This is a genomic window from Pseudomonas sp. P867, assembly GCF_019891455.1.
In the GTDB taxonomy this organism is placed as follows: domain Bacteria; phylum Pseudomonadota; class Gammaproteobacteria; order Pseudomonadales; family Pseudomonadaceae; genus Aquipseudomonas; species Aquipseudomonas synxantha_A.
Genome location: NZ_JAFLXB010000016.1, coordinates 95371 through 118207 on the forward strand (window position 1 = coordinate 95371; position 22837 = coordinate 118207).

General features: G+C 60.8%; 22 protein-coding genes. 7 read left to right on the plus strand and 15 right to left on the minus strand.

Translation table 11 applies throughout. The features are described 5' to 3' along the window. Positions 1-40: 40 nt before the first annotated feature. The 5 genes from J1G33_RS24210 to J1G33_RS24230 form a co-directional block, all read right to left on the minus strand. The gene (locus tag J1G33_RS24210; protein WP_148854520.1) at positions 41-2245 is read right to left on the minus strand and encodes a GAF domain-containing protein; all 2205 of its coding nucleotides are present in this window, start codon (positions 2243-2245) and stop codon (positions 41-43) included. Between the two features lie 103 nt (positions 2246-2348). Then, positions 2349-3200, minus strand: coding sequence for a CAP domain-containing protein (locus tag J1G33_RS24215; protein ID WP_005788547.1), 852 nt, complete (start codon positions 3198-3200; stop codon positions 2349-2351). Between the two features lie 81 nt (positions 3201-3281). Beyond that, positions 3282-4607 (minus strand): MFS transporter, encoded by a 1326-nt coding sequence (locus tag J1G33_RS24220; RefSeq protein WP_032875721.1) that lies wholly within the window; start codon positions 4605-4607, stop codon positions 3282-3284. A 56-nt stretch (positions 4608-4663) separates the two neighbouring features. Further along, positions 4664-5857, minus strand: a complete 1194-nt coding sequence (gene lhgO, locus J1G33_RS24225) for an L-2-hydroxyglutarate oxidase (protein ID WP_032875718.1) — start codon at positions 5855-5857, stop codon at positions 4664-4666. Between the two features lie 106 nt (positions 5858-5963). Then, positions 5964-6674, minus strand: coding sequence for a FadR/GntR family transcriptional regulator (locus J1G33_RS24230; protein ID WP_078821451.1), 711 nt, complete (start codon positions 6672-6674; stop codon positions 5964-5966). Positions 6675-6862: 188 nt separating this feature from the next. Between J1G33_RS24230 and J1G33_RS24235 the strand changes: the two genes are divergently transcribed. Beyond that, positions 6863-7540, plus strand: a complete 678-nt coding sequence (locus tag J1G33_RS24235; protein WP_223018922.1) for a GNAT family N-acetyltransferase — start codon at positions 6863-6865, stop codon at positions 7538-7540. Here J1G33_RS24235 and J1G33_RS24240 read toward each other — a convergent pair. Continuing rightward, positions 7530-8132 (minus strand): TetR/AcrR family transcriptional regulator, encoded by a 603-nt coding sequence (locus J1G33_RS24240; RefSeq protein WP_223018923.1) that lies wholly within the window; start codon positions 8130-8132, stop codon positions 7530-7532. The two genes, J1G33_RS24235 and J1G33_RS24240, sit on opposite strands and share 11 nt — an antisense overlap. Positions 8133-8204: 72 nt before the next feature. On the opposite strand from J1G33_RS24240, the gene J1G33_RS24245 reads away from it, so the two are divergent. Continuing rightward, the gene (locus J1G33_RS24245; RefSeq protein ID WP_223018924.1) at positions 8205-8804 is read left to right on the plus strand and encodes an NAD(P)H-dependent oxidoreductase; all 600 of its coding nucleotides are present in this window, start codon (positions 8205-8207) and stop codon (positions 8802-8804) included. 1 nt (position 8805) lies between these two features. Here the strand turns inward: J1G33_RS24245 and J1G33_RS24250 are convergent, their stop codons facing one another. The 3 genes from J1G33_RS24250 to J1G33_RS24260 all read right to left on the minus strand — a co-directional run bounded on the left by J1G33_RS24250 (position 8806) and on the right by J1G33_RS24260 (position 11201). Continuing rightward, a complete protein-coding gene (locus J1G33_RS24250; RefSeq protein WP_005788540.1) occupies positions 8806-9195 on the minus strand; it encodes a hypothetical protein in 390 nt (129 codons plus the stop codon). 33 nt (positions 9196-9228) lie between these two features. Beyond that, positions 9229-10485 carry a 3-phosphoshikimate 1-carboxyvinyltransferase gene (aroA, locus tag J1G33_RS24255; protein WP_223018925.1) on the minus strand — a complete coding sequence of 419 codons (1257 nt, stop codon included), beginning with the start codon at positions 10483-10485 and terminating at the stop codon, positions 9229-9231. A gap of 161 nt (positions 10486-10646) precedes the next feature. After that, positions 10647-11201, minus strand: coding sequence for a UPF0149 family protein (locus tag J1G33_RS24260; RefSeq protein ID WP_223018926.1), 555 nt, complete (start codon positions 11199-11201; stop codon positions 10647-10649). A gap of 185 nt (positions 11202-11386) precedes the next feature. Here J1G33_RS24260 and J1G33_RS24265 point away from each other — a divergent pair, with 185 nt between their 5' ends. Both J1G33_RS24265 and nudC read left to right on the plus strand, forming a co-directional pair. After that, positions 11387-12199 carry a crotonase/enoyl-CoA hydratase family protein gene (locus J1G33_RS24265; protein WP_032875698.1) on the plus strand — a complete coding sequence of 271 codons (813 nt, stop codon included), beginning with the start codon at positions 11387-11389 and terminating at the stop codon, positions 12197-12199. 5 nt (positions 12200-12204) lie between these two features. Further along, entirely contained in the window at positions 12205-13038 is an 834-nt protein-coding gene (gene nudC, locus J1G33_RS24270) for an NAD(+) diphosphatase (RefSeq protein ID WP_005788532.1), read from the plus strand. On the opposite strand, the gene J1G33_RS24275 is transcribed toward nudC, so the two are convergent. From J1G33_RS24275 to J1G33_RS24285, 3 genes are all read right to left on the minus strand, one after another. After that, complete coding sequence (locus J1G33_RS24275) at positions 13006-13785, minus strand: TSUP family transporter (protein ID WP_005788530.1); 780 nt, start codon at positions 13783-13785, stop codon at positions 13006-13008. The two genes, nudC and J1G33_RS24275, sit on opposite strands and share 33 nt — an antisense overlap. 170 nt (positions 13786-13955) lie before the next feature. Continuing rightward, positions 13956-14672, minus strand: a complete 717-nt coding sequence (pcsA, locus tag J1G33_RS24280) for a phosphatidylcholine synthase (protein WP_032875693.1) — start codon at positions 14670-14672, stop codon at positions 13956-13958. A 148-nt stretch (positions 14673-14820) separates the two neighbouring features. Next, positions 14821-15741, minus strand: a complete 921-nt coding sequence (locus tag J1G33_RS24285) for a class I SAM-dependent methyltransferase (RefSeq protein ID WP_148854530.1) — start codon at positions 15739-15741, stop codon at positions 14821-14823. A 191-nt stretch (positions 15742-15932) separates the two neighbouring features. On the opposite strand from J1G33_RS24285, the gene mdeB reads away from it, so the two are divergent. Then, complete coding sequence (mdeB, locus tag J1G33_RS24290) at positions 15933-18611, plus strand: alpha-ketoglutarate dehydrogenase (RefSeq protein WP_223018927.1); 2679 nt, start codon at positions 15933-15935, stop codon at positions 18609-18611. 109 nt (positions 18612-18720) lie between these two features. Here mdeB and J1G33_RS24295 read toward each other — a convergent pair whose 3' ends face one another. Further along, the gene (locus J1G33_RS24295; RefSeq protein WP_005788526.1) at positions 18721-19206 is read right to left on the minus strand and encodes a DUF1289 domain-containing protein; all 486 of its coding nucleotides are present in this window, start codon (positions 19204-19206) and stop codon (positions 18721-18723) included. A 185-nt stretch (positions 19207-19391) separates the two neighbouring features. On the opposite strand from J1G33_RS24295, the gene J1G33_RS24300 reads away from it, so the two are divergent. Continuing rightward, positions 19392-19691, plus strand: coding sequence for a putative quinol monooxygenase (locus J1G33_RS24300; protein WP_032875681.1), 300 nt, complete (start codon positions 19392-19394; stop codon positions 19689-19691). A 46-nt stretch (positions 19692-19737) separates the two neighbouring features. On the opposite strand, the gene J1G33_RS24305 is transcribed toward J1G33_RS24300, so the two are convergent. Then, positions 19738-20988 (minus strand): ribonucleotide-diphosphate reductase subunit beta, encoded by a 1251-nt coding sequence (locus J1G33_RS24305; RefSeq protein WP_005788524.1) that lies wholly within the window; start codon positions 20986-20988, stop codon positions 19738-19740. 377 nt (positions 20989-21365) lie between these two features. Between J1G33_RS24305 and J1G33_RS24310 the strand changes: the two genes are divergently transcribed. After that, positions 21366-21581, plus strand: coding sequence for a TOBE domain-containing protein (locus J1G33_RS24310; RefSeq protein ID WP_003173733.1), 216 nt, complete (start codon positions 21366-21368; stop codon positions 21579-21581). A 56-nt stretch (positions 21582-21637) separates the two neighbouring features. Here J1G33_RS24310 and J1G33_RS24315 read toward each other — a convergent pair whose 3' ends face one another. Beyond that, positions 21638-22783: a PatB family C-S lyase gene (locus J1G33_RS24315; RefSeq protein WP_223018928.1), complete on the minus strand. Its 1146-nt coding sequence runs from the start codon at positions 22781-22783 to the stop codon at positions 21638-21640. Between the last annotated feature and the right edge of the window lie 54 nt (positions 22784-22837).

The following is a 22837-nucleotide window of genomic DNA, read 5'->3' on the forward strand; positions in this document are numbered from 1 at the left end:
CGGGTTTGAAGACCTGCACCGCTAAGGCTCAAGGTCTTGATCAGGTGGCTGTAGCGGTCTGATCCTTGGACATCGCCCTCACCAACGCCCTGGCGACCTGTTCGGCGGAGTAGGGTTTGGCGAGGAACTCAAACCCCTCATAACCGCTGTCCGCCAGCTCTTCGCTGTAGCCTGAGACAAGTACCACCGGCAGGTCCAGACGCCGCTCACGCAGCAGTCTGGCCATCGCAACGCCGGTCATCCCCGGCATGACCACATCCGAAAAAATCGCGTCGAAAGCTCGGGCGTCGTTGCCAGCGAGGGCCAGTGCCTGCTCGGCATTGGTCGCCCAAGTGGTCTTGTAGCCCAGGTCCTTGAGGATCTGGCTGGCGAAACGTCCCACTTCCAGGTTGTCTTCCACGATCAGAACATGCCGTTGGGCAGCCTCCTGCGGCGGTACAAGTTGCTCCTGTTCGTCCTGCTGCGGGGCGGGTTCGCCTTCCACTTGGGGCAAATACAAGGTGAACACAGTGCCCTGGCCGAGGGTACTTGCCACATCGATGTTGCCGCCCGACTGTTTGGCAAAGCCGAAGACTTGCGACAGGCCCAGCCCGGTGCCTTTGCCAACGGCCTTGGTGGTGAAGAACGGCTCGAAGATACGGTCGATGGTGTCGCCGGCAATACCGGTGCCGGTGTCGGTCAGAGAGATGCTGATGTACGGCAGGCGCGACTCGGCGTCACCGCGGATGCGCGGCAGCGCTTGCTGTGTGGCGACCTTGAGGGTCAGGATGCCCTGGCCGTCCATTGCGTCGCGAGCATTGAGTGCGATGTTGAGCAGCGCGGTTTCGAGTTGGCTGGGGTCAATGCGTGCGTAGCACGGCTGATCGGGCAACTGCACCTGTACATGAATGCGGGCGCCGGTGACACTTTCAAGCATCTCGCCGATGTTGCGTACCCGCTGGCTGACATCCAATACCTGCGGGTTCAACGGCTGGCGACGGGCGAAGGCAAGCAATTGGCTGGTGAGTTTACTGGCCCGCTCCACCGTGTCGGAGACGACGCTCATGTAGCGCTGGCGACGCTCTTGCGACAAGTTCGGTTGGCGCAGGAAGTCCACTGACGAGCGAATGATGGTCAGCAGGTTGTTGAAGTCATGGGCGACGCCGCCGGTCAGTTGGCCGATGGCTTCAAGCTTCTGTGACTGGCGCAGCGCGGCCTCGGCCTGGGCCAGCGCGAGGGTGCGTTCTTCCACGCGCTGCTCCAGTGTGGCGTTGAGTTCGGTGTAGGCCGCCAAACCCTCGCGTACGGCGGCATCGGCGCGCACGCGCTCGATGTGCGCCCAGGACCGTTCGGTCACTTCACCCAACAACGCCAGATCGTAGGGCGACCAGTAGCGGGGCTGTTTGTCATGCACGGCCATCAGCGCCGTGAGACGTCCATCCTTGATCAGCGGCACGCAGATGGTAGCCGTGACGCCCAGCGCCTGGAAGGTTGCCGACTCATCGGCGGGCAGTTCGATCAGGTTATCGCGGATCACCAGGGGCTGACCGGCACGCAGAGCCCTCACCGCGCGTTCGCCGAACGCCGCCAGGCTGTAGTGTCCGATGATGCTGGGTGAGCCCTGCGCCGCCCAGTCGCCACGGATAGTGAAGCCATCTTCATCCTCATCCATATCGGCATAGGCGCAAATCGACACTTGCAGGTGTTGCGCCAGCAGTTGGGTGGTCGATGTCATGATGGCTTCGGCGTCGGTGGCGCTGGCCACGGCGTTGCCGATGGCATCCAGCACCGCCAGGCGACGGGCGAGGAATACGGTGGAGGTGGTCTCGGTCACCGTATCGAGCATGCCCACCACGTTGCCTCGGGAGTCGCGGATAGGGCTGTAGCAAAAAGTGAAATACGCCTGTTCCGGCGCGCCATTGCGCTTGAGCATCAGCGGGAAGTTTTCAATATAGGTGGCATGACCGTCGAACGCCGCGCTGGCGATGGGGCTTATCTCGCTCCAGGCCTCGTGCCACACCTCGCTGAAAGGGCGGCCCAGTGCCTCCGGCTTGTTGCCCAGAATCGGCCGGAATGCATCGTTGTAGAGCGTAATCAACTCAGGCCCCCAAACAATGGCCTGGGGAAACCTGGAAGCGAAGCACAGCGCGACGGTGGTCTTCAATACATCGGACCACTGCTCCAGCGGGCCGAGGGGCGTACTGGCCCAATCATGCTGGCGGACCCGCTCGGCCATGTCGCTGTTGCCTTGCAGCCAATTCATCATGGGGTCAACACCTTATCTACCGCGGTTCGACTATTGCCTGAAACCTCAGGTTGCCAAGCAACAGACCTGAATGACTGCTCCCAGTTCAGCGCGAATATCCAGGTTATTGAGCGGCGAATACACCTGTCCAATAGATGCCCGCATCGCTTTTTGGGTCCATCGCGTAGGCCGCGCCCAATTCGCGAAATTGCGGGTTCATCAGGTTGGCGCAATGGCCGGGGCTGGCGAGCCAACCGTCCACGACCTTGCGTGGGGTATCGAGGCCGGCAGCGATGTTTTCGCCGATGTTCTTCGCGATATACCCGGCCAGTTCGGCGCGGTCACCGGGAGTACGACCGTCGTGGTCCAGGTGGTCGAAGAAGTTGCCGTTGGCCATGTTGCGCGTGTGGCTGTTGGCCGCGCTGGCCAGGGTGTCGTTCCACGACAGCGGCGTGGTCGCGCTGAACGCCTGGGTGCCGCATTGATGTGGTTCGGCGCGCGCAGCGTTGACCAGGTTCAGCAGTTGCTTGCCTTCGGTCTGCCAGTCGCCCAGGCCACTGGTCAGCAGCGGGCGGGCCAGCACGATGCGCCAATCCTGGCCGCTGTTGCTGACGCCGATGTCGACATATTGCGGGTCCAGTACGACCCGACAGAAGCTTTCGCGCACTGCTTTCATGGCGGCGTCGGCATCCTTGGGCCCGGACAGGCTGATGGCCTGCACGTTGACCATAGGGTACGCAGCCCGCGCCAGCGACTGCTGCAAATCGCCGACATTGGAGGCCGGCAGCACCAGCCGTGTGTCGCTGGTCAGCGGTGGCAGTTCCTGGGAACCCTGGTCACCGCAGCGTTGCACCTGGCTGCGGTATTGGTTGATCTGTTGGACTAACTGACTTTCTTCATTCGCCATCGCGCTGGCGCAGAACACCGTAGTGGCGGCCAGCGTCGTAAGACCCATCATCAATGACAGAACGCGCATGGACGTTACCCTTGAGCTTGAAAGTGCCCATGATGCGCGATCCAGGTGCATCCATGCACCCGTTGGTCCGAACTTTTTTCTTCAGTTCTTGAATGTCGAGTGTTTTGCACCCTGATCGCAGAGGGCGAACACCACCACCAGCAGGGCGGAAATCGCGAGGATAACCACCACGCCATCGGTGGAATGAGTGGCCGAGGCCGCCACCATCGACAGCGCGCCCAGCGGTGCCAGGCCACCGGCAATCGCGGTGCCGATTTCGCGCCCGGTGCCGAAGCCCGATGAGCGCGTCTGGGTCGGGAATTGCCGGCTCAGGAACGAGCCCTGGGGCGCAAACATCATCGGCGCAAGGATACCGGTGCCCACACCGATGGCCAGATAGATCATCAGGCTTTCACCACTGTTGAGCAGGGCCAGGAACGGGTAGGCGAACAGCAGCGAGCACAGACCGCCGAGCATCAACACAATCTTGCTGCTCCACTTGTCGCACAGCCAGCCAAAGCAAGGCACGGCCACGATGGCCACCAGGCTGGCGATGGTCACCGACAGGGAGGTGACGTGTACATCCACACCTTTGAATTGGGTCAGGTACGCCAGGGAGAAGGTCTTGAAGATATAGCTCAGGGCGTTGTAGCCAATCGCGACAAAGAACACCACGGCGAGGCCCTTGAGGTCGTTCTTGAACAACGCTTTAAGGGGCGACGGCTTGGCCTTGGCTTTTTCCTTGCTCAGTTCCTCGAACTGCGGGGTTTCCGGAATGCTGTTACGCACCCACAGACCCACGCCCACCAGCACGATGCTGCAGATAAACGGGATGCGCCAACCGCCGGCCAGCAAGAACTCGTTACCGTTGATGGTCAGCAGGTAAATGGTCAGTGAGGACAGCAACAGGCCCAGGTTCAGCCCCAGTGCCGGCCAGGCACCTTGGCTGCCGCGCTTGCCATGGGAGGCGTGTTCGTAGGAAGTTACCGCGGCGCCCGACAGTTCAGCACCCGCGCCCAGCCCCTGGATGATGCGGATGAACACCAGCAGGATCGGCGCCCAGATACCAATGGAGGCATAGCTGGGGATCAGGCCGATCAGCGTGGTGCACACGCCCATCAGGCAGAAGGTCAGCACCAGCACCTGCTTGCGTCCGAACTTGTCACCCAGGTAGCCGAACAGAATGCCGCCGAAAGGGCGGGCGATAAAGCCGATGGCAAAGGTGGAAAAGGCCATCAGCGTGGCCGTTTTCGGGTCGCTGTTATCGAAGAAGATCTTCGAAAACACAATGGCCGCCATGGTGGCGTACAGGTAAAAGTCGTACCACTCCAGCATCGAGCCAAAGATGGTGGCGGCGGCCACTTTGCGCAGGCGCTTGCGGGTTTGTTCGGGCGTTTCGGTACCGGGGATGGAGGCGGATGCCGACATGCTGGATTTCCTTCTGGTCTTTGTAGTTATTTTTGGGTGAACGGGCAGTACGGGTATTACTGAGGCTGGAACAGACGGTCGGCGATCATCGCGCCGATGGGCATGGCCGAGGTGGCGGCCGGTGAAGGTGCGTTGCACACGTGGAGCATTCGCGGGGTTTGGGCGAACAGGAAATCGTGTACCAGGCTGCCGTCGCGCATGACTGCCTGGGCACGGATACCGGCCTCGTAGGGCAGCAAGTCGTCGAGGGTCAGAGAAGGGCAGTACTTGCGGCACTGCTCCAGGTAGCCGGACTTGAACAAAGAGTTTTTCATCTCGGTGGTGCCGGAGCCGAGGTTCTGCCAGAGGGTTTTCCAGAAACCCGGGAAGCTGGCGTATTGCGCCACATCGCGCCAGTTCACCGAGAACTTGCGGTAGTTCTCGCGGCCCAGGCCCAGCACGGCATTCGGGCCGACGGTGACACTGCCGTCGATCATGCGTGTCAGGTGCACGCCGAGAAACGGCAACTGCGGGTCGGGGATCGGGTAGATCAGGTGGTTGACGATGTTGTTCTTTGCCGCCGGCAAGCGGAAGTACTCGCCGCGAAACGGGATGATCTGATGGTCGATACTGATCCCGGCCAGGCGAGCCAGGCGGTCCGATTGCAAACCGGCGCACACCACCAGGTGCCGCGCCTGCCAGGTTTCGCCCTGGGTATGGACCGTGACTTTATCGGTGTCTTCGTGGATCGCAGTGACCGTGCGTTCCAGGCAGATCTGCCCGTCGTTGCGGCGAATCACCTGGGCCATGGTCTCGCACACCTGGCGGTAATCGACAATGCCGGTGGCATCGAGAAACAAGCCGCCCAGGCCGACGATGTTTGGTTCACGCTCGCGCAGTTGCTCGGCATCCAGGCGCTCGACCTGCATACCGTTGAGCTGGGCGCGGGCGTGCAGGGCTTCCATGCGTTGCATTTCCAGGGGGCTGGAGGCCACCAGCAGCTTGCCGCACACCTCGAACTTGATCCCGTGTTCGCGGCAGAACTGCTTGGTGGCTTCGGCACCGCGCTTGCACAGGTCGGCCTTGAGGCTGCCGGGGGCGTAGTAAATGCCGGCGTGGATCACGCCGCTGTTGTGGCCGGTCTGGTGCTTGGCCAGCACCGGCTCCTTTTCCAGGATCACCAGTGATGCGCCGGGTTGGCGCTTGAGCAGTTCCATGGCAGTGGCGAGGCCGACGATGCCGCCGCCGATAATGCAAAAGTCGTGAATCATTGCTGGGAGTACCTAAGGTTAGACATTTTGGTCTGCTTATCAGGTTGTCAGACTAATGTTTTTGTTAAAAAAATGGCGTGTCCGGGGACACGCTTTAAAAAGTCGATCAGTTGATGGGAGGCAGTTCCAGTTGCAAGCGCCGTGCGGATGCACGCAGATGGGCCTCTGCACTGGCAGCGGCGCGTTGGGCATCACCGTCGGCGATGGCCTGATAGAGCTGCTGGTGTTCCTGGGTCGCATCGGCCGAGCCGGTGGCGAAGCGCGAGGCAGAGTTTTCCCAGGCGGTCTTGCGTGCGCTCGCCAGCTGGCTTCTGAGGAAGTCATGGAAGGCCACGAAGTAGTCATTCTTGCTGGCGTCGGCAATGGCGCGGTGGAATTCCACATCGGCCAGGGCTGCGGCTTCAAAGTCGTCGCGATGGTCCTGCATGGCCTGCAAGGCGCTTTCCATGCGTTGCAGGTCGGCGGCGTCACGGCGCTGGGCGGCAATCGAGGCGGCTTGGGTTTCGATCCACAGGCGCACTTCGAACATCTGCGCCAGGTCAGGCCGTCGCCCATTTTGCTGCGGGAAACGGAACACCGTGCCGGCCGGGGTCTGCGAAATGAACGACCCCAACCCCCGGCGGGCGGTGAGAACACCGTCGGCCTTGAGCTGGGCAATGGCCTCGCGCACCACAGAGCGGCTGACGTTGAGCTGTTCAGCCAATTGCTGTTCGGTAGGCAGGCGCGACTCCGGAGCCAGTTGGCCGGATTCGATTTCTGCGCGAATGGCGCTGACAACCCGTACGACAAGCGAGTCGGGGCGCTGGAGCTCAAGCATGATGAAACCTTGGTAATCAGGTTGTCAGACAATAGTCGTTACGAATTTAGCTTGTCAATATGTGTCCAACACGATCAGTGCAGCAAGATAGGCGGCAAGGCCCGTTACCTGCGTTCACTGTGCGGGCCATGAGCGGCCTGCAACAGGTACAATCGCCGCTGCCTTGACGCGAAACTCCAGGAATTTGCATGTTCAGCCTTACCCGTTACACCACGCCGTGCCCCGAATCGGTCAATAGCCAGATCCTGCAGATGGTGGTGGACAACCTCACCGACATCAGCAGTGTCGCGCTGGCGCCAAGTAACTTGCTCTACAACATCTACCAGTATGCCATCGGGTTTGAGGTGCACTTGTACCTTGAGGCGTTGAATGGCGAGAAGGGCATCGCCGTCGAGCTGGTCGTGGCGATGCAGGACGAAACCGTTGTCGGTTTTTGCCTGTATCTGCCGGTCAAGAACGACCCTCAAGCCTGCGGCATTGCCTTTATGGCGGTGCAGGCCGGCTTTCGTCGCCAGGGCGTGGCGAAGCTAATGCTAGGCGATGTGCTGGCGCGCTATCCCCACGCCGAACTGGCCTGTGCGGTGGAGAAGGTGCCGGTATTCGAGGCCATGGGGTTTCAGGTGCGCGGCGCACGTGGCACCCAAGTGCTGATGAACACCCGGGACTACGGCACCGATGGCTTGATGGGGGTGTTGGATGTAGCAGCGATCTATCGTTCGCTGGAAGTGCGCCAGATTCATACCTACCTGCTGCAAAAGCACGGCAAGCGCGCCATGGTCGACGCTGAAAAACAGCGTGACCGGCATCTGGATCAGTTGACGCGCAAGGTGCAGCTGTACATCCAGCAGCGGTTTCCTACGATTTGACCCGCTGGACCATCCCCAGGATGGTCGCCAGCAATTCCTGCTGGGCCTCCTCACGGCTGATCTCGCCATTGGCTGCCGCATGAGACAGGGCTTCCGCCGCACCGAGCATAGCGCGCAAGCCGGCCCTGGAAACACCGCCGCCCGAGGCGAACGGTGACAGTGCGTTGGAGCACTTTTCCAGGAAGATCGCCTCATATTCGCGCTTGAGCACCGCCAGCTCCGGCGAGCCGCTCAGCGCGGCAATCACTCCGGGGATTTCCCGGCCCTGCAACAGCACGCAATCGACATACGCCGACGCGATCACCCATGCCCGGTCCTCTAGCGTCGCCTTACTGGTGTCGATGGCCTCGGTAAAGACCTGGTCCTGGCGCGCATCGAAATCGGCATACAAAGCAGCCAGCAATCCCGCACGCGTGGTGAAGTGGTCGTAGACCACCGGCTTGGTCACACCTGCCAGCTCCGCCAGGCGGCCCAGGGTCAGGGCGTCGGTGCCTTCCTCGCGCACCAATTGCCACGCCACATCGAGTAATTGGCGCTGGCGATCTTCACGGGACAAGCGCCGACGTGGGGCAGGGGATTCACTGCTTGACATGTTTATATACCAAAAGTAACTTAAGGGGCGTAACTTACTAAACGTAGCTTAATCCTGTCAGGAGTTAAAGTCATGCACGCCTTGATCGTAGTTGCTCATCACGACCGGAAATCGCTCACCCATAGCGTAGCGGCTCAGGTAGGCGCCGGTTTGACCGCCGCCGGCCACACCTTCGAAATCGCCGACCTTTCCGCCGAAGGGTTCGATCCACGCTACACCGCCGCCGACCATCAGGTGCACCGCGCTCATGCAACTCCGCCGGCCGATGTGCTGGCCGAACAGGCGCGTATCGAGCGCTCCGACGCGCTGGTGGTGGCTTTCCCGATCTACTGGTGGTCGATGCCGGCGTTGCTCAAAGGCTGGGTCGACCGCGTGTTCGTCAACGGCTGGGCGATTGATTATGGCCCCGACACACCCGTCGTGAAAAAACTGCGCCACTTGCAGGTGCACCTGCTGGCCCTCGGGGGCGCGGATGACAGCGCTTTCGATCGGCACGGCTATGCCAAGGCCATGCACACCCAGATCGATTACGGCATCTTTGATTACTGCGGGGCGCAGGTGCTGACGTCCAAGCTGCTGCTGGATTCGGAGAGCGGGGGCGCCCAGGCGCATTTGCACACGGCCAAAGCTGTGGGGCAGGGGATGTTCCAGCGCGAGACGGTCGCGGGGTGATTCAGGTGTCGCGAAACAGGTCGTGGGCATCGAGCAAGCGGTAGGCAATCTCGGGGCGTTTTTCCAGGCCGCGGCGGATCGACGCCGGGATCGATTGACGAGTCTTGCGGCACATGCCCGGCAACTCGTCGATAACGATCTGGATCCCGCGCATACTCTTGACCTCGGTATGCCCAGGCGCAATGTGCACGCGGATGCCCAGTTGCTCGTACATCCGCTGCTGCATGTGTTCAAGGTCTTGCAGACTTTTGAGGTTTTCAAGGCGTTCGAGCAGGATTTTTTCCTGCTGTCGCGTCAACTGGAGGATGCGCAGGTCCGCACCGGGCGCCTCCAGCAGTTGTTCACGCTCGCACACACAGGCGCCGGGAGGGCAGGGTTGGCGAATGGTCATTGACGCTCCCGGCGAAGTTTCACGATCGGCGTGTCAGTAGGTCAATTGAACGCCCAGGCTGCCCAAGGCTTTCCAGTACTCAGGGTAGGTCTTGGCCACGCAGTCCGGGTCCTGGATGCGAATCCCCGAAACTTTCAGCCCGGCCAGGGCAAAGCACATGGCGATGCGGTGGTCGGCGTGGGTGTCGATCAGCGCCGTGCACGCGGTGCCGGCCAGGGCTGGGTCGCTCGCCACCAGCAGGTCGTCGCCCTCAATGCTCGCCAGGCCTGGGCGGATCTCATTGAGGCCGTCGTGCAGTGCCTGTACACGGTCACATTCCTTGACGCGCAGGTTCGCCAGTTCAGTAAAACGCACCGGGGTGTTGTTGAAAGCGGCGAGCACGGCCAGGGTCGGGATTGCGTCCTGCATTTGCGAACCGACCACCGTGGCTTGCATGTTCGGGAACTGGGCGATCACAGCCTGGGCCTGGGCGTCCGGCTGGGTGAAATCCCGGGCTGCGACACCGATGTCGATACGGCCAGCGGTCAGCACTTCGGCGGCCCACAGGTAGGTAGCGGCCGAGGCGTCGGGTTCGATCAGGTAATCCCGGGCGGTGTAGCCGGTCGGGGCGACGCGCCAGGTGGTGTCGTCCACGGCTTCAACCTGGGCGCCAAAGGCGCGCATGCAATCCAGGGTCAGGTCCACGTAGCCACGGGCGCCGATGTCTTTGCCGGTCAACGCCACTTCAATCGGCGCCTCACCACAGGCCGCGAGCATCAGCAGGGCCGATACATACTGGCTGGACAAGCCGCCATCGATCTCAAAGCGCCTGGCTTGTACCTTGCCTGTGCCATGCACGGTCACGGGCGGGCAGCCAGTGGGGCTGTCGACCTGAATTCCGTTTTGGCCGAGGGCGGTCAGCAGCGGGCCAATCGGGCGCTTTTGCATGTATTCATCGCCGTCCAGCACCACGCTGCCTTGCACGGTGGCCACGGCGGCGGTGAGAAAGCGCATGGCAGTCCCGGCGTTACCGAGGAACAGTGGTTGGGCAGGCAATTGCAGCGAGCCTTGGCTGGTGACGACGAACGTGGTGTCGTCTGGCTCATCGATACTCACACCCATCTGACGCAGGGCGACTGACATATGGCGAGTGTCATCGCTTTTCAACGCACCGCTCAAACGGCTGGTGCCCTTGGCCAATGCCGCCAGCAACAGGGCGCGGTTGGTGATGGATTTGGAGCCGGGGGGCGCGACCTTGCCATTGAGAGGAAAGTTGGGCGGTGTAACGGTCACGGTTTTTTGCGAACTCAAGGTACAAGGCTCCTGGTCAAGGCGAGGTGGCGTGGAGTGGCCGACGTGCGGACCCGAATAATCAGGCAAACACGCCATGCTTGTCGAGTGAGCAAGTGATCTGCGTGAATTTTCTGGAATGTGCTCCGATTCAAATGTGGGACGGGGCCAGCAAGCCCGGCTTAACGCTGGCTCAACCAGTAGTCATGCAGCACCCGCGCAGCCGGTTCGATTTCGCTGACCTGCTGTTGATGGGCGTTTATATCCAGGTCCGCCGGAAGTTCGAAATTGTCCTGCTCGGCGCACGAGGTGATTTTTTCCAGTTGCCCGGCTTGTTCGGCGGGCAATGGCGGCCAGTTGCCGATCGTCACACCCCGCACATAACCAAAACACCATTCTTCAGCCAGCGTCACCGCCTGGTCTTGATGTTCGGTTTCATCGAAACGGGCTTTGAATGCCTGGGAATCAGTGGCCAATTGAGCGGCCAGGGTATTCATATGGCGTACACACAGTTCGAGAAAATTCTGGGCCTCGTCCATGTTGTCCCATTCAGGGTTTTGCCCACCCCAGATCGCCGGGAACCACTCGGCCACGTCCACCTTGGCCGGGCTGGAAACCAGGGCGGTGAAATAACCGTCGAGTTCGGCCATGTTCAGCACCGAGTGGTCTTCACCGTATTTGAGCAAGGTGGCGTCAATGAAGTCGAAATCGGCGGGAGCGAGGGGTTGGGCGTGCATGGCATATCCTTAAAACGTCGAGCGCCGCTGACAGGGGCGGCTTAAAGCGCAAAGGATGGCGTGTGCACCGGGTTTTATCCAGCGTCTTTTCCCTCACCGTGGCCAGTCCCGCTTTTGGCCGATGCGCCGTGGCGCACCCTTGATATAGTCTGGCCTTCCTCAATCGCCAGTCAGGGATCACTGCCATGTCCGAATACCAAGCCTTCGTCGTCGAACTGAGCGGCAACGTTGCCCATGTGCAGATCAATCGCCCGGAAAAGATCAACGCCATGAACGCGGCGTTCTGGACCGAAATCATCGACATCTTCCAATGGATCGACGACACCGATGCCGTGCGCGCCGTGGTGCTCAGTGGTGCGGGCAAGCATTTCTCTTCGGGTATCGACCTGATGATGCTGGCCTCGATAGCCAATGAGTTCAGCAAGGACGTGGGGCGTAATGCGCGCCTGTTACGGCGCAAGATCCTCGAGCTGCAAGCCTCGTTCAATGCGGTCGACCATTGCCGCAAGCCGGTACTCGCCGCGATCCAGGGCTACTGCATTGGCGGGGCCATTGACCTGATCAGCGCCTGCGACATGCGCTACGCGGCCGAGGGCGCGCAGTTCTCGATCAAGGAAATCGACATCGGCATGGCCGCTGACGTAGGCACTTTGCAACGCCTGCCGCGCATCATCGGCGACGGCATGTTGCGTGAGTTGGCTTACACCGGTCGCCAGTTCGGTGCTGAAGAAGCGCGCAGCATCGGCCTGGTCAATCGCGTGTATGCCGATCAGGACAGCCTGCTGGCCGGCGTTATGGAAATCGCCCATGAAATCGCCGCCAAGTCGCCAATCGCCGTGACCGGCACCAAAGCCATGATCAGCTACATGCGTGACCACACAGTCAATGACGGCCTGGAATACGTTGCCACCTGGAACTCGGCTATGTTGCAATCCAACGACTTGCGCGTGGCCATTGCGGCCCATATGAGCAAGCAGAAACCTGAATTCGTGGATTGACTGATATGACCCCAGGCTGGATTACCACAACGCTGCTGGATAACGACGCCGTCGGCGGCTGGGCCGTCGCCCGCAGCCGTGAGGGCTTTTTGCATGACGCCAATGGCCCTCTGTTCCCTCGGGAGTGGCTTAAGCGTCAGGACCTGCCGGTGTTCGCTGAACACGGCATCGGCCACCTCGATGGTGAACCGGTGTACTTGCTGGAACTCGACAGTGCTGCCGATGTGCCAGGGTGCAGTTGGCAGGGGCTGCGCGGTTTCATGCTACAGGGCGATCACACTCTCTACAGAGTGCTGGGCTACGCCGCCCAGATCGGCACCTGGGCGCGGGAGCATCGTTTCTGCGGCAGTTGCGGCCAGGCCATGGTTCAGGTCCCGCGGGAGCGGGCGATGTACTGCGCGCCTTGCGACCTGCGCAGCTACCCACGGATTTCGCCGAGCATGATCGTGCTGGTGACCCGTGGTGACGAGATTCTTCTGGCGCGCTCGCCACGGTTCGTCACAGGGGTCTACAGCACCTTGGCCGGCTTTGCCGAACCCGGCGAATCGGCCGAAGACTGCCTGATCCGCGAAGTGCGCGAGGAAGTGCAGATAGAAGTGAAGAATATCCAGTACATGGGCAGCCAGTGCTGGCCGTTCCCCCATTCGATGATGCTGGGTTTCCACGCCGAGTACGCCGGTGGCGACATCGTGCCCCAGGCCGACGAGATCGAGGATGCGCAGTGGTTCAACATCCACGAACTGCCGCCGTTGCCGGCGTCACGTTCGATTGCTCGTTACCTGATCGACCTCTACGTGGCCCGCCGCTTAGGCCACGCTGAACCAGTGCTGCCAGGCTAGGCGTACGGTCAGGCCCAGCACCACGGTGATAAACACCGGGCGAATGAATTTGGCGCCGCCGCTGATTGCGCTGCGTGCGCCAAAGAACGCGCCACACATCACTGACACGCCCATCGCCAGCCCGACGATCCAGTCTACCGAGCCATTGATGATAAACACCGTCAGCGCCGCCGCGTTGCTGACGAAGTTCATGCTGCGCGCGACGCCGCTGGCCTTCACCAGGTCGATGGGGTGCAGCAGCATCGTGCTGACGGTCCAGAATGCACCGGTGCCAGGCCCGGCCACGCCGTCATAGAAGCCCAGGCCAAAGCCCTGGGTGGCCTGCCATTTCTTCTTGATCGGTGCTTCGGCATCCACCGGCGCCTTTGGCGTACCGCCGAACAACAGGTACACCCCGCAGGCAAAGACGATCACCGGCAGCATCTTGTTCAGGGTTTCGGCGGGCAGGTAGTGGGCGACCACGGCACCGGTCAGTGCGCCGATCAATGTACCGACGATGGCGTGCACCCATTGGCGCGGGTGGAACAGCTTGCGCCGGTAAAAGGTGAAACTGGCGGTGGCCGAGCCGAAGGTGGAGCTGAGTTTGTTGGTGCCCAGTACCAGGTGAGGCGGCATACCGGCGGTGAGCAGAGCCGGAGTGGTCAGCAGCCCGCCGCCGCCGGCGATGGCGTCGATAAAACCGGCGATAAAGGCAACGACGGCCAGGATGGCCAGGGTGGTGAGGTCAACGCTGAGTTCGAAGGGCATGGGCAGGGCTTATTGTTGGAGGGCCGCAGAAAGCCAGCATCTTACTGCGATGTGACTCAAATGTGGGAGGGGGCTTGCCCCCGATGGCGGTGGGTCAGTCAGCTTATTGGTCACTGACCCACTGCTATCGGGGGCAAGCCCCCTCCCACATTTTTACCGAGCGTGCTCGGTCATTTGTGCGCGCCCAGCCATTCCAGCGCCGTACGCCAGATGCAAATGCCCAGGAAATACGCCGACATCAGCGACCACAATCCGAACGTCCACGGGTTGGTGTTGGGATAGTCCACCACCATCAAAAAGCTGCACAGTAACCAGATCGTAGTCACCGCAATATTGATCGGCATGAAGCGCTTGACCCGGAATGGGTGCAAAAACTTCATCGGTGTCACGGTCAGCAGGGCCAGGCCGATCACGGTCAGCAAGGTGACCCAGGCGTCAGGCTGGATGATGTACACGCACAGGGCGACCACGTTCCAGGCGGCGGGGAAGCCGACGAAGTAGTTGTCCTTGCTCTTCATGTTCACATTGCAAAAGCAGAACAGCGAAGACACCAGAATCACCGACACCGTAAACAGGTGGGTAAATTCCGGCAGGTCGATATAGCGGTAGATAAACAGTGCGGGGATGAACACATAGGTGAGGTAATCGATCACCAGGTCCAGAACCGAGCCGTCAAAGCTGGGCAATACCGTGCTGACATTCACCCGTCGCGCCAGCGAGCCATCGACGCCATCTACCACCAGCGCCAGGCCCAGCCACAGCAGGCACGCCTTGGGGGAGTTTTCCAGCAGCGCCAGGGTGGCCAGGAAGGCCAGTACCACTCCGGTGGCAGTAAAGCCGTGGGCGCCCCAGGCTTTGAGTCTGGCTACATGCAGGGTCGATATCACGGGCGGTTCTCCAAAAGGTCAAACGGGGCAGCCGACAACGTAGCGCCGTCGAGTCTGGCCGGGGAATGCAGGTATCGACCGGGAAGAGGGGGATAAGGTTCACCGCCCGGTGTCTGCGTAAGCGTAGCAAGCGTAGGACGATTCGGCATCAACCCTGACGGAACACCAGGGCCTTCAGCCCACTTTGCGGATCGACGTCGGGAAATTCCGGCGGGTTGTCCAGGCGCTGCACAAAGCGCAGGCCCGGTGCTTCGCGGGTTACACCGTCGATCAGGAAATCTTCGCCGAAGGCTGGGTCGTTCATGCACGCCAGCACCGTACCTTGGGCGGTGAGCAAGTCCGGCAGGCGGCGCAGCACGCGCTGGTAGTCCTTGGTCAGCAGGAAGCTGCCTTTCTGGAATGACGGCGGGTCGATGATCACCAGATCGTAAGGGCCGCTGTGGGTGACCTTGGCCCAGGACTTGAACAAGTCGTGGCCCAGGAAGGTGACTTTGCTCAGGTCATGCCCGTTCAGGCGATGGTTGTCGCGGCCACGACTGAGGGCGCCACGGGCCATGTCCAGGTTCACCACATGGTCGGCGCCGCCTTCGATGGCGGCCACCGAAAAACCGCAGGTATAGGCAAACAAATTCAGCACGCGCTGGCCTTGGGCCTGTTCGCGCACCCAGTTGCGCCCGTAGCGCATGTCGAGAAATAGCCCGCTGTTCTGCTTTTTACCCAGGTCGATCAGGTACCGCAGGCCGCCCTCGGTGATGGTCAGCTCATCGATGGCCTCACCCACTAACCACTCGGTGGTGCTTTGCGGCAGGTAGCGGTGTTGCAGCGCCACTGTGTGCGCGCCAAAGCTCGCCCAGTCGATGTTCAGCAGCGTCTGCTTGAGGGCTTGCAGGTGCTCGGTTTCCTTGAACAGCGCCACCAGCACCACCCCTTGCAGCCAGTCCACCGTCAGTTGTTCCAGGCCCGGCCAGCAACGGCCGCGGCCATGGAACAGGCGCCGGGTTTCCACCGGTGCGTCAGCCAGGGCGGTCAGCAAGTGGGCGTGAAGGGTAGCGAGTGCGTCTGGGTTCATCGTTGTGCGTCAGTCATCGGGCGGGCGGCATTTTAAACACAATTGCCGGGTTTGCGGGTGCATGAGCACAACGTGCTGGAATAAAGCCGATCTACAGTGATTCATGCTCAAAATTCTGTTGGGTGAGCCTGATAACAGGCAAAAAATCCTTCAGCACCGACATAAACTGGAAAAAAAGTCCGGAGGTGCCCATGAACGGTTTCGCCCACGCAGTCAATCACACGGCGCAGGATCAGCAGGAGCTGGATGAGTGGCGTGATGCCCTGGCCTCGCTGGTGGCCAATGCCGGCCCCGCCCGGGCCCGCGAAATTCTAGACCTGCTGGCCCGCGAAGGCGGTGCGCCGGGCATCGACTGGAAACCCCGCCACGGCACACCGTATATCAACAGCATCAGCGTCGAGCAGCAGCCGGCTTTTCCCGGCGACCTGGCCACCGAAGAGCGCCTCGCCTCGCTGGTGCGCTGGAATGCCCTGGCCATGGTGGTGCGCGCCAATCAGGCGTATGGCGAACTGGGCGGGCATATCGCCAGTTACGCCAGCGCCGCGGATTTGTTCGAAGTGGGCTTCAACCACTTTTTCCGCGCACGCAGCGAGCAATCCGGCGGTGACCTGGTGTTCTACCAGCCCCATTCGGCGCCCGGTATTTATGCCCGTGCCTACCTTGAAGGGCGCCTCACAGAACAGGATCTGGCCCACTACCGCCAAGAAATCGGTGGCCCGAAGGAGGGCGCTCGCGGGCTGTCCAGCTATCCCCATCCATGGTTGATGCCCGACTTCTGGCAGTTCCCCACCGGTTCCATGGGCATTGGCCCCATCAGCTCGATTTTCCAGGCGCGCTTTATGCGTTACCTGCAGCACCGCAGCTTGCAGGACACCTCGGACCGCCATGTGTGGGGCGTGTTCGGCGACGGCGAAATGGACGAACCGGAAAGCATGTCAGCCCTGACCCTGGCCGCCCGCGAGGGCCTGGACAACCTGACCTGGGTCGTCAACTGCAACCTGCAACGCCTCGACGGCCCGGTACGCGGTAATGGACGCATCATCGACGAGTTGGAGGCATTGTTCAGCGGGGCCGGTTGGAACGTGATCAAACTGGTGTGGGGCTCGGACTGGGATGCGTTGCTAGCCAAGGACGCCGACGGCTCATTGGTCCGAACCCTTTCGCACACCGTGGATGGGCAGTTCCAAACCTTCGCCGCCAAGGATGGCGCCTATAACCGCGAGCATTTTTTTGGCCAGAGTGAATCCCTGGCCAAGCTGGTCGAGGGCCTGAGCGATGATCAGATCGACCGCCTCAAGCGTGGCGGCCATGACATGGTCAAGATCCACGCCGCTTACCACGCTGCCCGCCGGACCAAGGGCAAACCCACGGTGATCCTGGCCCAGACCAAAAAGGGCTTTGGCATGGGCGAAGCCGGGCAGGGCAAGATGACCACTCACCAACAGAAGAAGCTTGATCGCCAGGCGCTGATTGCCTTTCGCAATCGTTTCCAATTGCCGCTGTCGGATGAGCAGGTCGAGTCCTTGAGTTTTTTCAAGCCGGCCGATGACAGCCTGGAGTTACGCTACCTGCACCAGCGCCGCAAGGCCCTGGGCGGTTACGTGCCCAACCGCAGCCAGCTCGCAGCGCGGGTCAGCGTGCCGTCCATGAGCGGTTATGCGGGTTTCGCCACGGCCGCTGAAGGCAAGGAAATGTCTACCACCATGGCCTTCGTCCGTATGCTCACCCACTTGCTCAAAGACGGACAATTGGGGCCGCGCATCGTGCCCATCGTTGCCGACGAGGCGCGTACGTTTGGCATGGCCAACCTGTTCAAGCAGATTGGCATCTACTCCAGTGTCGGCCAGCACTATGAGCCGGAAGACATCGGCTCGATCCTCAGTTACCGCGAAGCCACCGACGGGCAGATCCTGGAAGAAGGCATCAGCGAAGCCAGCGCCATCAGTTCCTGGGTGGCCGCCGCGACCAGTTACTCGGTGCATGGCCTGCGCATGTTGCCCTTCTATATCTATTACTCGATGTTCGGTTTTCAGCGCGTGGGCGACCTTATCTGGGCAGCTGCCGACCAGCGTGCCCGGGGCTTCCTGCTCGGCGCCACGGCCGGGCGCACCACCCTGGGCGGCGAAGGTTTGCAGCATCAGGACGGCAGCAGCCATCTTGCTGCCGACGCCGTGCCCAATTGCCGCGCCTATGATCCGGCGTTCGCCGGTGAGTTTGCGGTGATCCTCGACCACGGTATGCGTCGGATGCTGGAGCAGGATGTCGACGAGTTCTACTACGTGACGCTGATGAACGAAAACTACGCGCAACCCAGCCTGCCGGAAGGCGTGGAAGGCGCGATCATCAAGGGCATGTATCGCTTGCAGGGTACGCAGGACGCGCAGGTGCGCCTGCTCGGCTCCGGCACGCTGGTGCGTGAGGCCCTGGCGGCGGCGCAGTTGCTGATGGATGACTGGCAGGTGCAAAGCGCGGTGTACAGCGTCACCAGCTTCAGTGAACTGGCGCGGGAAGCGAGAGAGGTGGAGCGCTGGAATCGCCTGCATCCGCAGGGCATCAAGCGTGTCAGTCATTTGCATGACTGTTTGCCCAAAGGCGCGCCGGTGATTGCCGTGTCCGATTATGTGCGGGCAGTGCCGCAGATGATTGGCTCGTACGTGGATTCGGGCTACACCGTGCTCGGCACCGATGGGTTTGGGCGCAGTGATACACGGGCGGCGTTGCGTGATTTCTTTGAGGTGGATCGGCACCATATTGTGCTGGCAGCGTTGACGGCATTGGTGGAGCAGGGGAGTTTGGCGCCGGCGGTGTGTCAGCGGGCGATTCATCTCTACGGGTTGCAGCCAGAACGGGATGCGCCCTGGACCTGCTGATTGTGGGAGGGGGCTTGCTCCCGATGGCGGCGTGTCAGTAGCTGATTGAGCTGACTGATACACCGCCATCGGGAGCAAGCCCCCTCCCACAGTTGATTGCTGGTGTTGCTTAGAGTGTGGCGATCAGGGCTGGCCCGAAGGCATCCTTGAGGAAACCCGGGGCGATATAGCGCTCGTAATGCGCTTCTGAAAGCAGAAAGAATTCCCGATCTATCGCATCGCGCAAATCCGCCAGGTGGCGCTCGCGAAACTCCGGCAGCAATGCCAATCCATAGGCATCCAGCCTGGAAATCACCCGCGCACCCCGCGCGATCAGCTGGTATGCCCAGCAATACGGCGACTGGTGCGGCATGAAGCGAATCTTGCGGGCCTCCAACTGCTGTCGCAGGCAGTGTGGGTCGAAAACCTCTAGCTTGCTGGCCATCACCTGCACCAGTAGCTGTTCCAGGCGCAGCCATACCGCCTGTTTTTCCTCGGCGTTATAGCCATTCCACTGGATCACCTCGTGGTGATAGCGCTTGCAGCCCCGACAGACCAGATCACCGTAGACGGTGGAGCACAGGCCGACGCAAGGGGTCTTGATGGAGTGCGGCATTTTCAAGCCTTTGAAGAAAGTGTAAGCGTGTTTAGTCGGTGTTTCTGCGTCGCCAAATGGGCAACGATGGCTTCAATCCATTGCGAGCGACACCCATGAGAACACCGATCAAACCCTGGCTGTATGCCGTGATGTTCACCGCTGTTGCCGGCTGTTCCAACCCACCCACTCAAAGAGACATCGCCATGCCCAAACCTCTGGTATCCCTCGCCGTACTCAAGGCCAAACCTGGCCAAGAACACGCGCTCAAGACTGGCTTGCTGAGCCTGATCGAACCGACGCGGGCCGAACCTGGCAATCTGGATTACGTGTTGTTCGAGCGACGCGATGAACCCGGCACGTTCTATATGCGCGAGGCGTTCAAGAGCCAGGCAGCACTGGATGAGCATTTTGCCACGCCGTACTTCCAGCACTTTGCGGCCACGGCGGATGCTTTGCTCAGCGAGCCGTTGCAGTTGATTTTCCTGGAGCAGGTGTCGAACTGAAGCCGTTGACTGTAGGAGCGAGCTTGCTCGCTCCTACAGCGTTACGTCAGTCCCAGCTCAGCGCACCACCTGTTTGATACTCGATCACGCGGGTTTCGAAGAAGTTTTTCTCTTTCTTCAAGTCCATGATCTCGCTCATCCACGGGAACGGGTTGGTGGTGCCTGGGTACTCTTCCTTCAAGCCAATCTGCGACAGGCGACGGTTGGCGATGAACTTGAGGTAATCCTCCATCATCGCCGCGTTCATGCCCAGCACGCCGCGAGGCATGGTGTCGCGAGCGTACTCGATCTCCAACTGAGTCCCTTGCAGGATCATCTGGGTCGCTTCTTCCTTCATCTCGGCATCCCACAAATGCGGGTTTTCGATTTTGATCTGGTTGATCACATCGATACCGAAGTTCAGGTGCATCGACTCGTCGCGCAGGATGTACTGGAACTGCTCGGCCACGCCGGTCATCTTGTTGCGGCGACCCATGGATAAAATCTGGGTGAAGCCGCAATAGAAGAAGATGCCTTCCAGCACGCAGTAGTAAGCGACCAGGTTACGCAGCAGCTCCTTGTCGGTCTCGACGGTGCCGGTTTCGAATTTGGGATCGGAGATCGAACGGGTGTATTTCAGGCCCCAGGCGGCTTTTTTAGCGACCGATGGAATCTCGTGGTACATGTTGAAGATCTCGCCCTCATCCATGGCCAGCGATTCGATGCAGTACTGGTAGGCGTGGGTGTGGATCGCTTCTTCGAAGGCCTGGCGCAGGATGTACTGGCGGCACTCCGGGTTGGTGATCAGGCGGTACACGGCCAGCACCAGGTTGTTGGCGACCAGGGAGTCGGCGGTGGAGAAGAAGCCGAGGTTGCGCATGACGATGCGGCGTTCGTCGTCGGTCAGGCCTTCGGGGTTTTTCCACAGGGCGATGTCGGCGGTCATGTTGACCTCTTGCGGCATCCAGTGGTTGGCGCAGCCGTCGAGGTACTTCTGCCAGGCCCAGTCGTACTTGAAAGGCACGAGTTGGTTGAGGTCGGCGCGGCAGTTGATCATGCGCTTTTCGTCGACGGCGACGCGGGCGGCGGAGCCTTCCAGCTCAGCGAGGCCTTCGGCGACGTCGAGTTTGTCCAGGGCGGCCTTGGCGCGGATGATCGCGGCGGAGTCGTTGGCGGTCACGTTGCGCGCCTCCAGGGCAGCAGCGGCGCCGGCACCGTCGAGGCGGTCCATGTTGGCTTCGCTTGCATGGCCGGCGTTGGCGCCTTTGATCACCGCTGCACCGGTGTCTTCGTTGTCGACTTCATCCCAACTCAGCATTGAAATACTCCCTTCTGATCCGTTCTGACGGTGTTCAACCCGTCCAAAAAATGTGCGATTTGCAGGCTACCAGGCATTGAAATACTGCGCTGAGTGTGGTCGGTGAATACCGATTCTGCACACTATGTAGTGGTCTGTTCTGTTTGTGGGCACACTATATGGTGTGTAACAAGGTTGGTCAACGCACAAGATATGCGGTCATACGTCGCTGTCGAGCGTACGGCGCCGGGCAGATGGGCGCCGAAGGATGTTTTCCTCATATATCATTATGGAATGAATAAATAGTTATTTATTCCTTTTAATGTTTTCTCGTGAGGCGCATTTTGGGGGCCTGCGCATTCGTGCGGATTGACCCAACAGCCAAAAGGAAAGCCGACATGACCATCAAAGCGATCAACGTGCGCAACCAGTTCAAAGGCGTAATCAAGGAAATTCTGCTGGGGGAAGTCGTGTCGGAAATCGACGTGCAGACGGCGTCCGGCATTGTTACTTCGGTGATTACCACGCGCTCGGTACGTGACCTGGAATTGAAGGTGGGCAGCGAAGTGATTGCCTTTGTGAAGTCGACGGAAGTGTCCATCGCCAAGTTGTGAATGGATAACGTGGGTGGGGATTGCTTACCCCTCCCACGAATGTTTCGCTGGGCAAGTCAGCGCTGGCGCAAGGCACGTTCCATGCGCTGTATACCTTCCTCGAGCATCGCCCGTGGGCAACCGAAGTTCAGGCGCACGAACTGTTGGCTGTCATCGCCAAATTCAATCCCGGCACTCAGGCCGACCCTGGCCTGTTCCAGAAAGAACCGTTGCGGGTCTTCCAGGCCCAATGCGCTGCAATCGAGCCACGCCAGGAAGGTACCTTGTGGTGCGTGCATCACTACACCGGGCAGGCGGGTCTTTAGCGCATCGAGCAGGTAATCACGGTTGGCCTGCAGGTACTGCAACAGCGCAGCGAGCCAGTCGCCGCATTGGCTGTAGGCCGCGCGAGTGGCTTCCAGGCCCAGGGGGCTGACGCTGTCGACCATGCCGCAGCGTGCGTTATTGAAGCGCTCGCGCAGCTCGGCGTTTTGCACCACGGCGAAGCAGGTCTTCAAGCCGGCCACGTTATACGCCTTGCTCGCCGACATCAGGGTGATAGTGCGCTGGGCAATCTCGGGGCTGAGGCTGGCAGTGGGGATATGCCGGCGACCATCGAAGCACAGCTCGGCATGAATCTCGTCGCTGATGATCAGCGCGCCGCTGTCAAGGCAGGCGTCGGCCACAGCCTGCAGTTCTTCGCGGGGGAATACTTTGCCGATGGGATTGTGCGGGTTACTCAGCAGCAGCGCACCGGCACCGCTTAATGCCTGGCGCATCGCAGGCATTGGCGTGACGTATTCGCCGTTGATCAACTCGAACGGCATTTCGATGCGCGGCAGGTTCCAGTTGCCGGGTGCCAGGCGAATCGGCCGGTAGTTGGGGGTTTGCAGCACTACCGCTTGGCCGGGTTTGACGAAGGCGTGCAAGGCCATGTTGAAACCAGGCTCGACGCCAGGCAGAAATAGCAGTTCTTCAGGTTGTACGCGCCAGGCGTACTTGGCCCACAGGTCCGCGATGATGGCCTCGCGCACATCCGGGCCGGCTACGCTGTAGCCAAGAATCTGTTGGTCGAGGCGCGTGTGCAGGGCTTGCAATACAGCGGGCGGCGCGGCGATGTCCATATCGGCGATCCACATCGGCAGAACGTCTTGCGGGTAACGGCTCCACTTGGTACTGCCGGTACCGTGGCGTGGGTGGAGCGTGTCGAAATCAAAGCTCATGAAAAAGGCTCGTATCAAAGCGGCGGCGAAAAAGTGGCGCTGATTCTAGCGCCA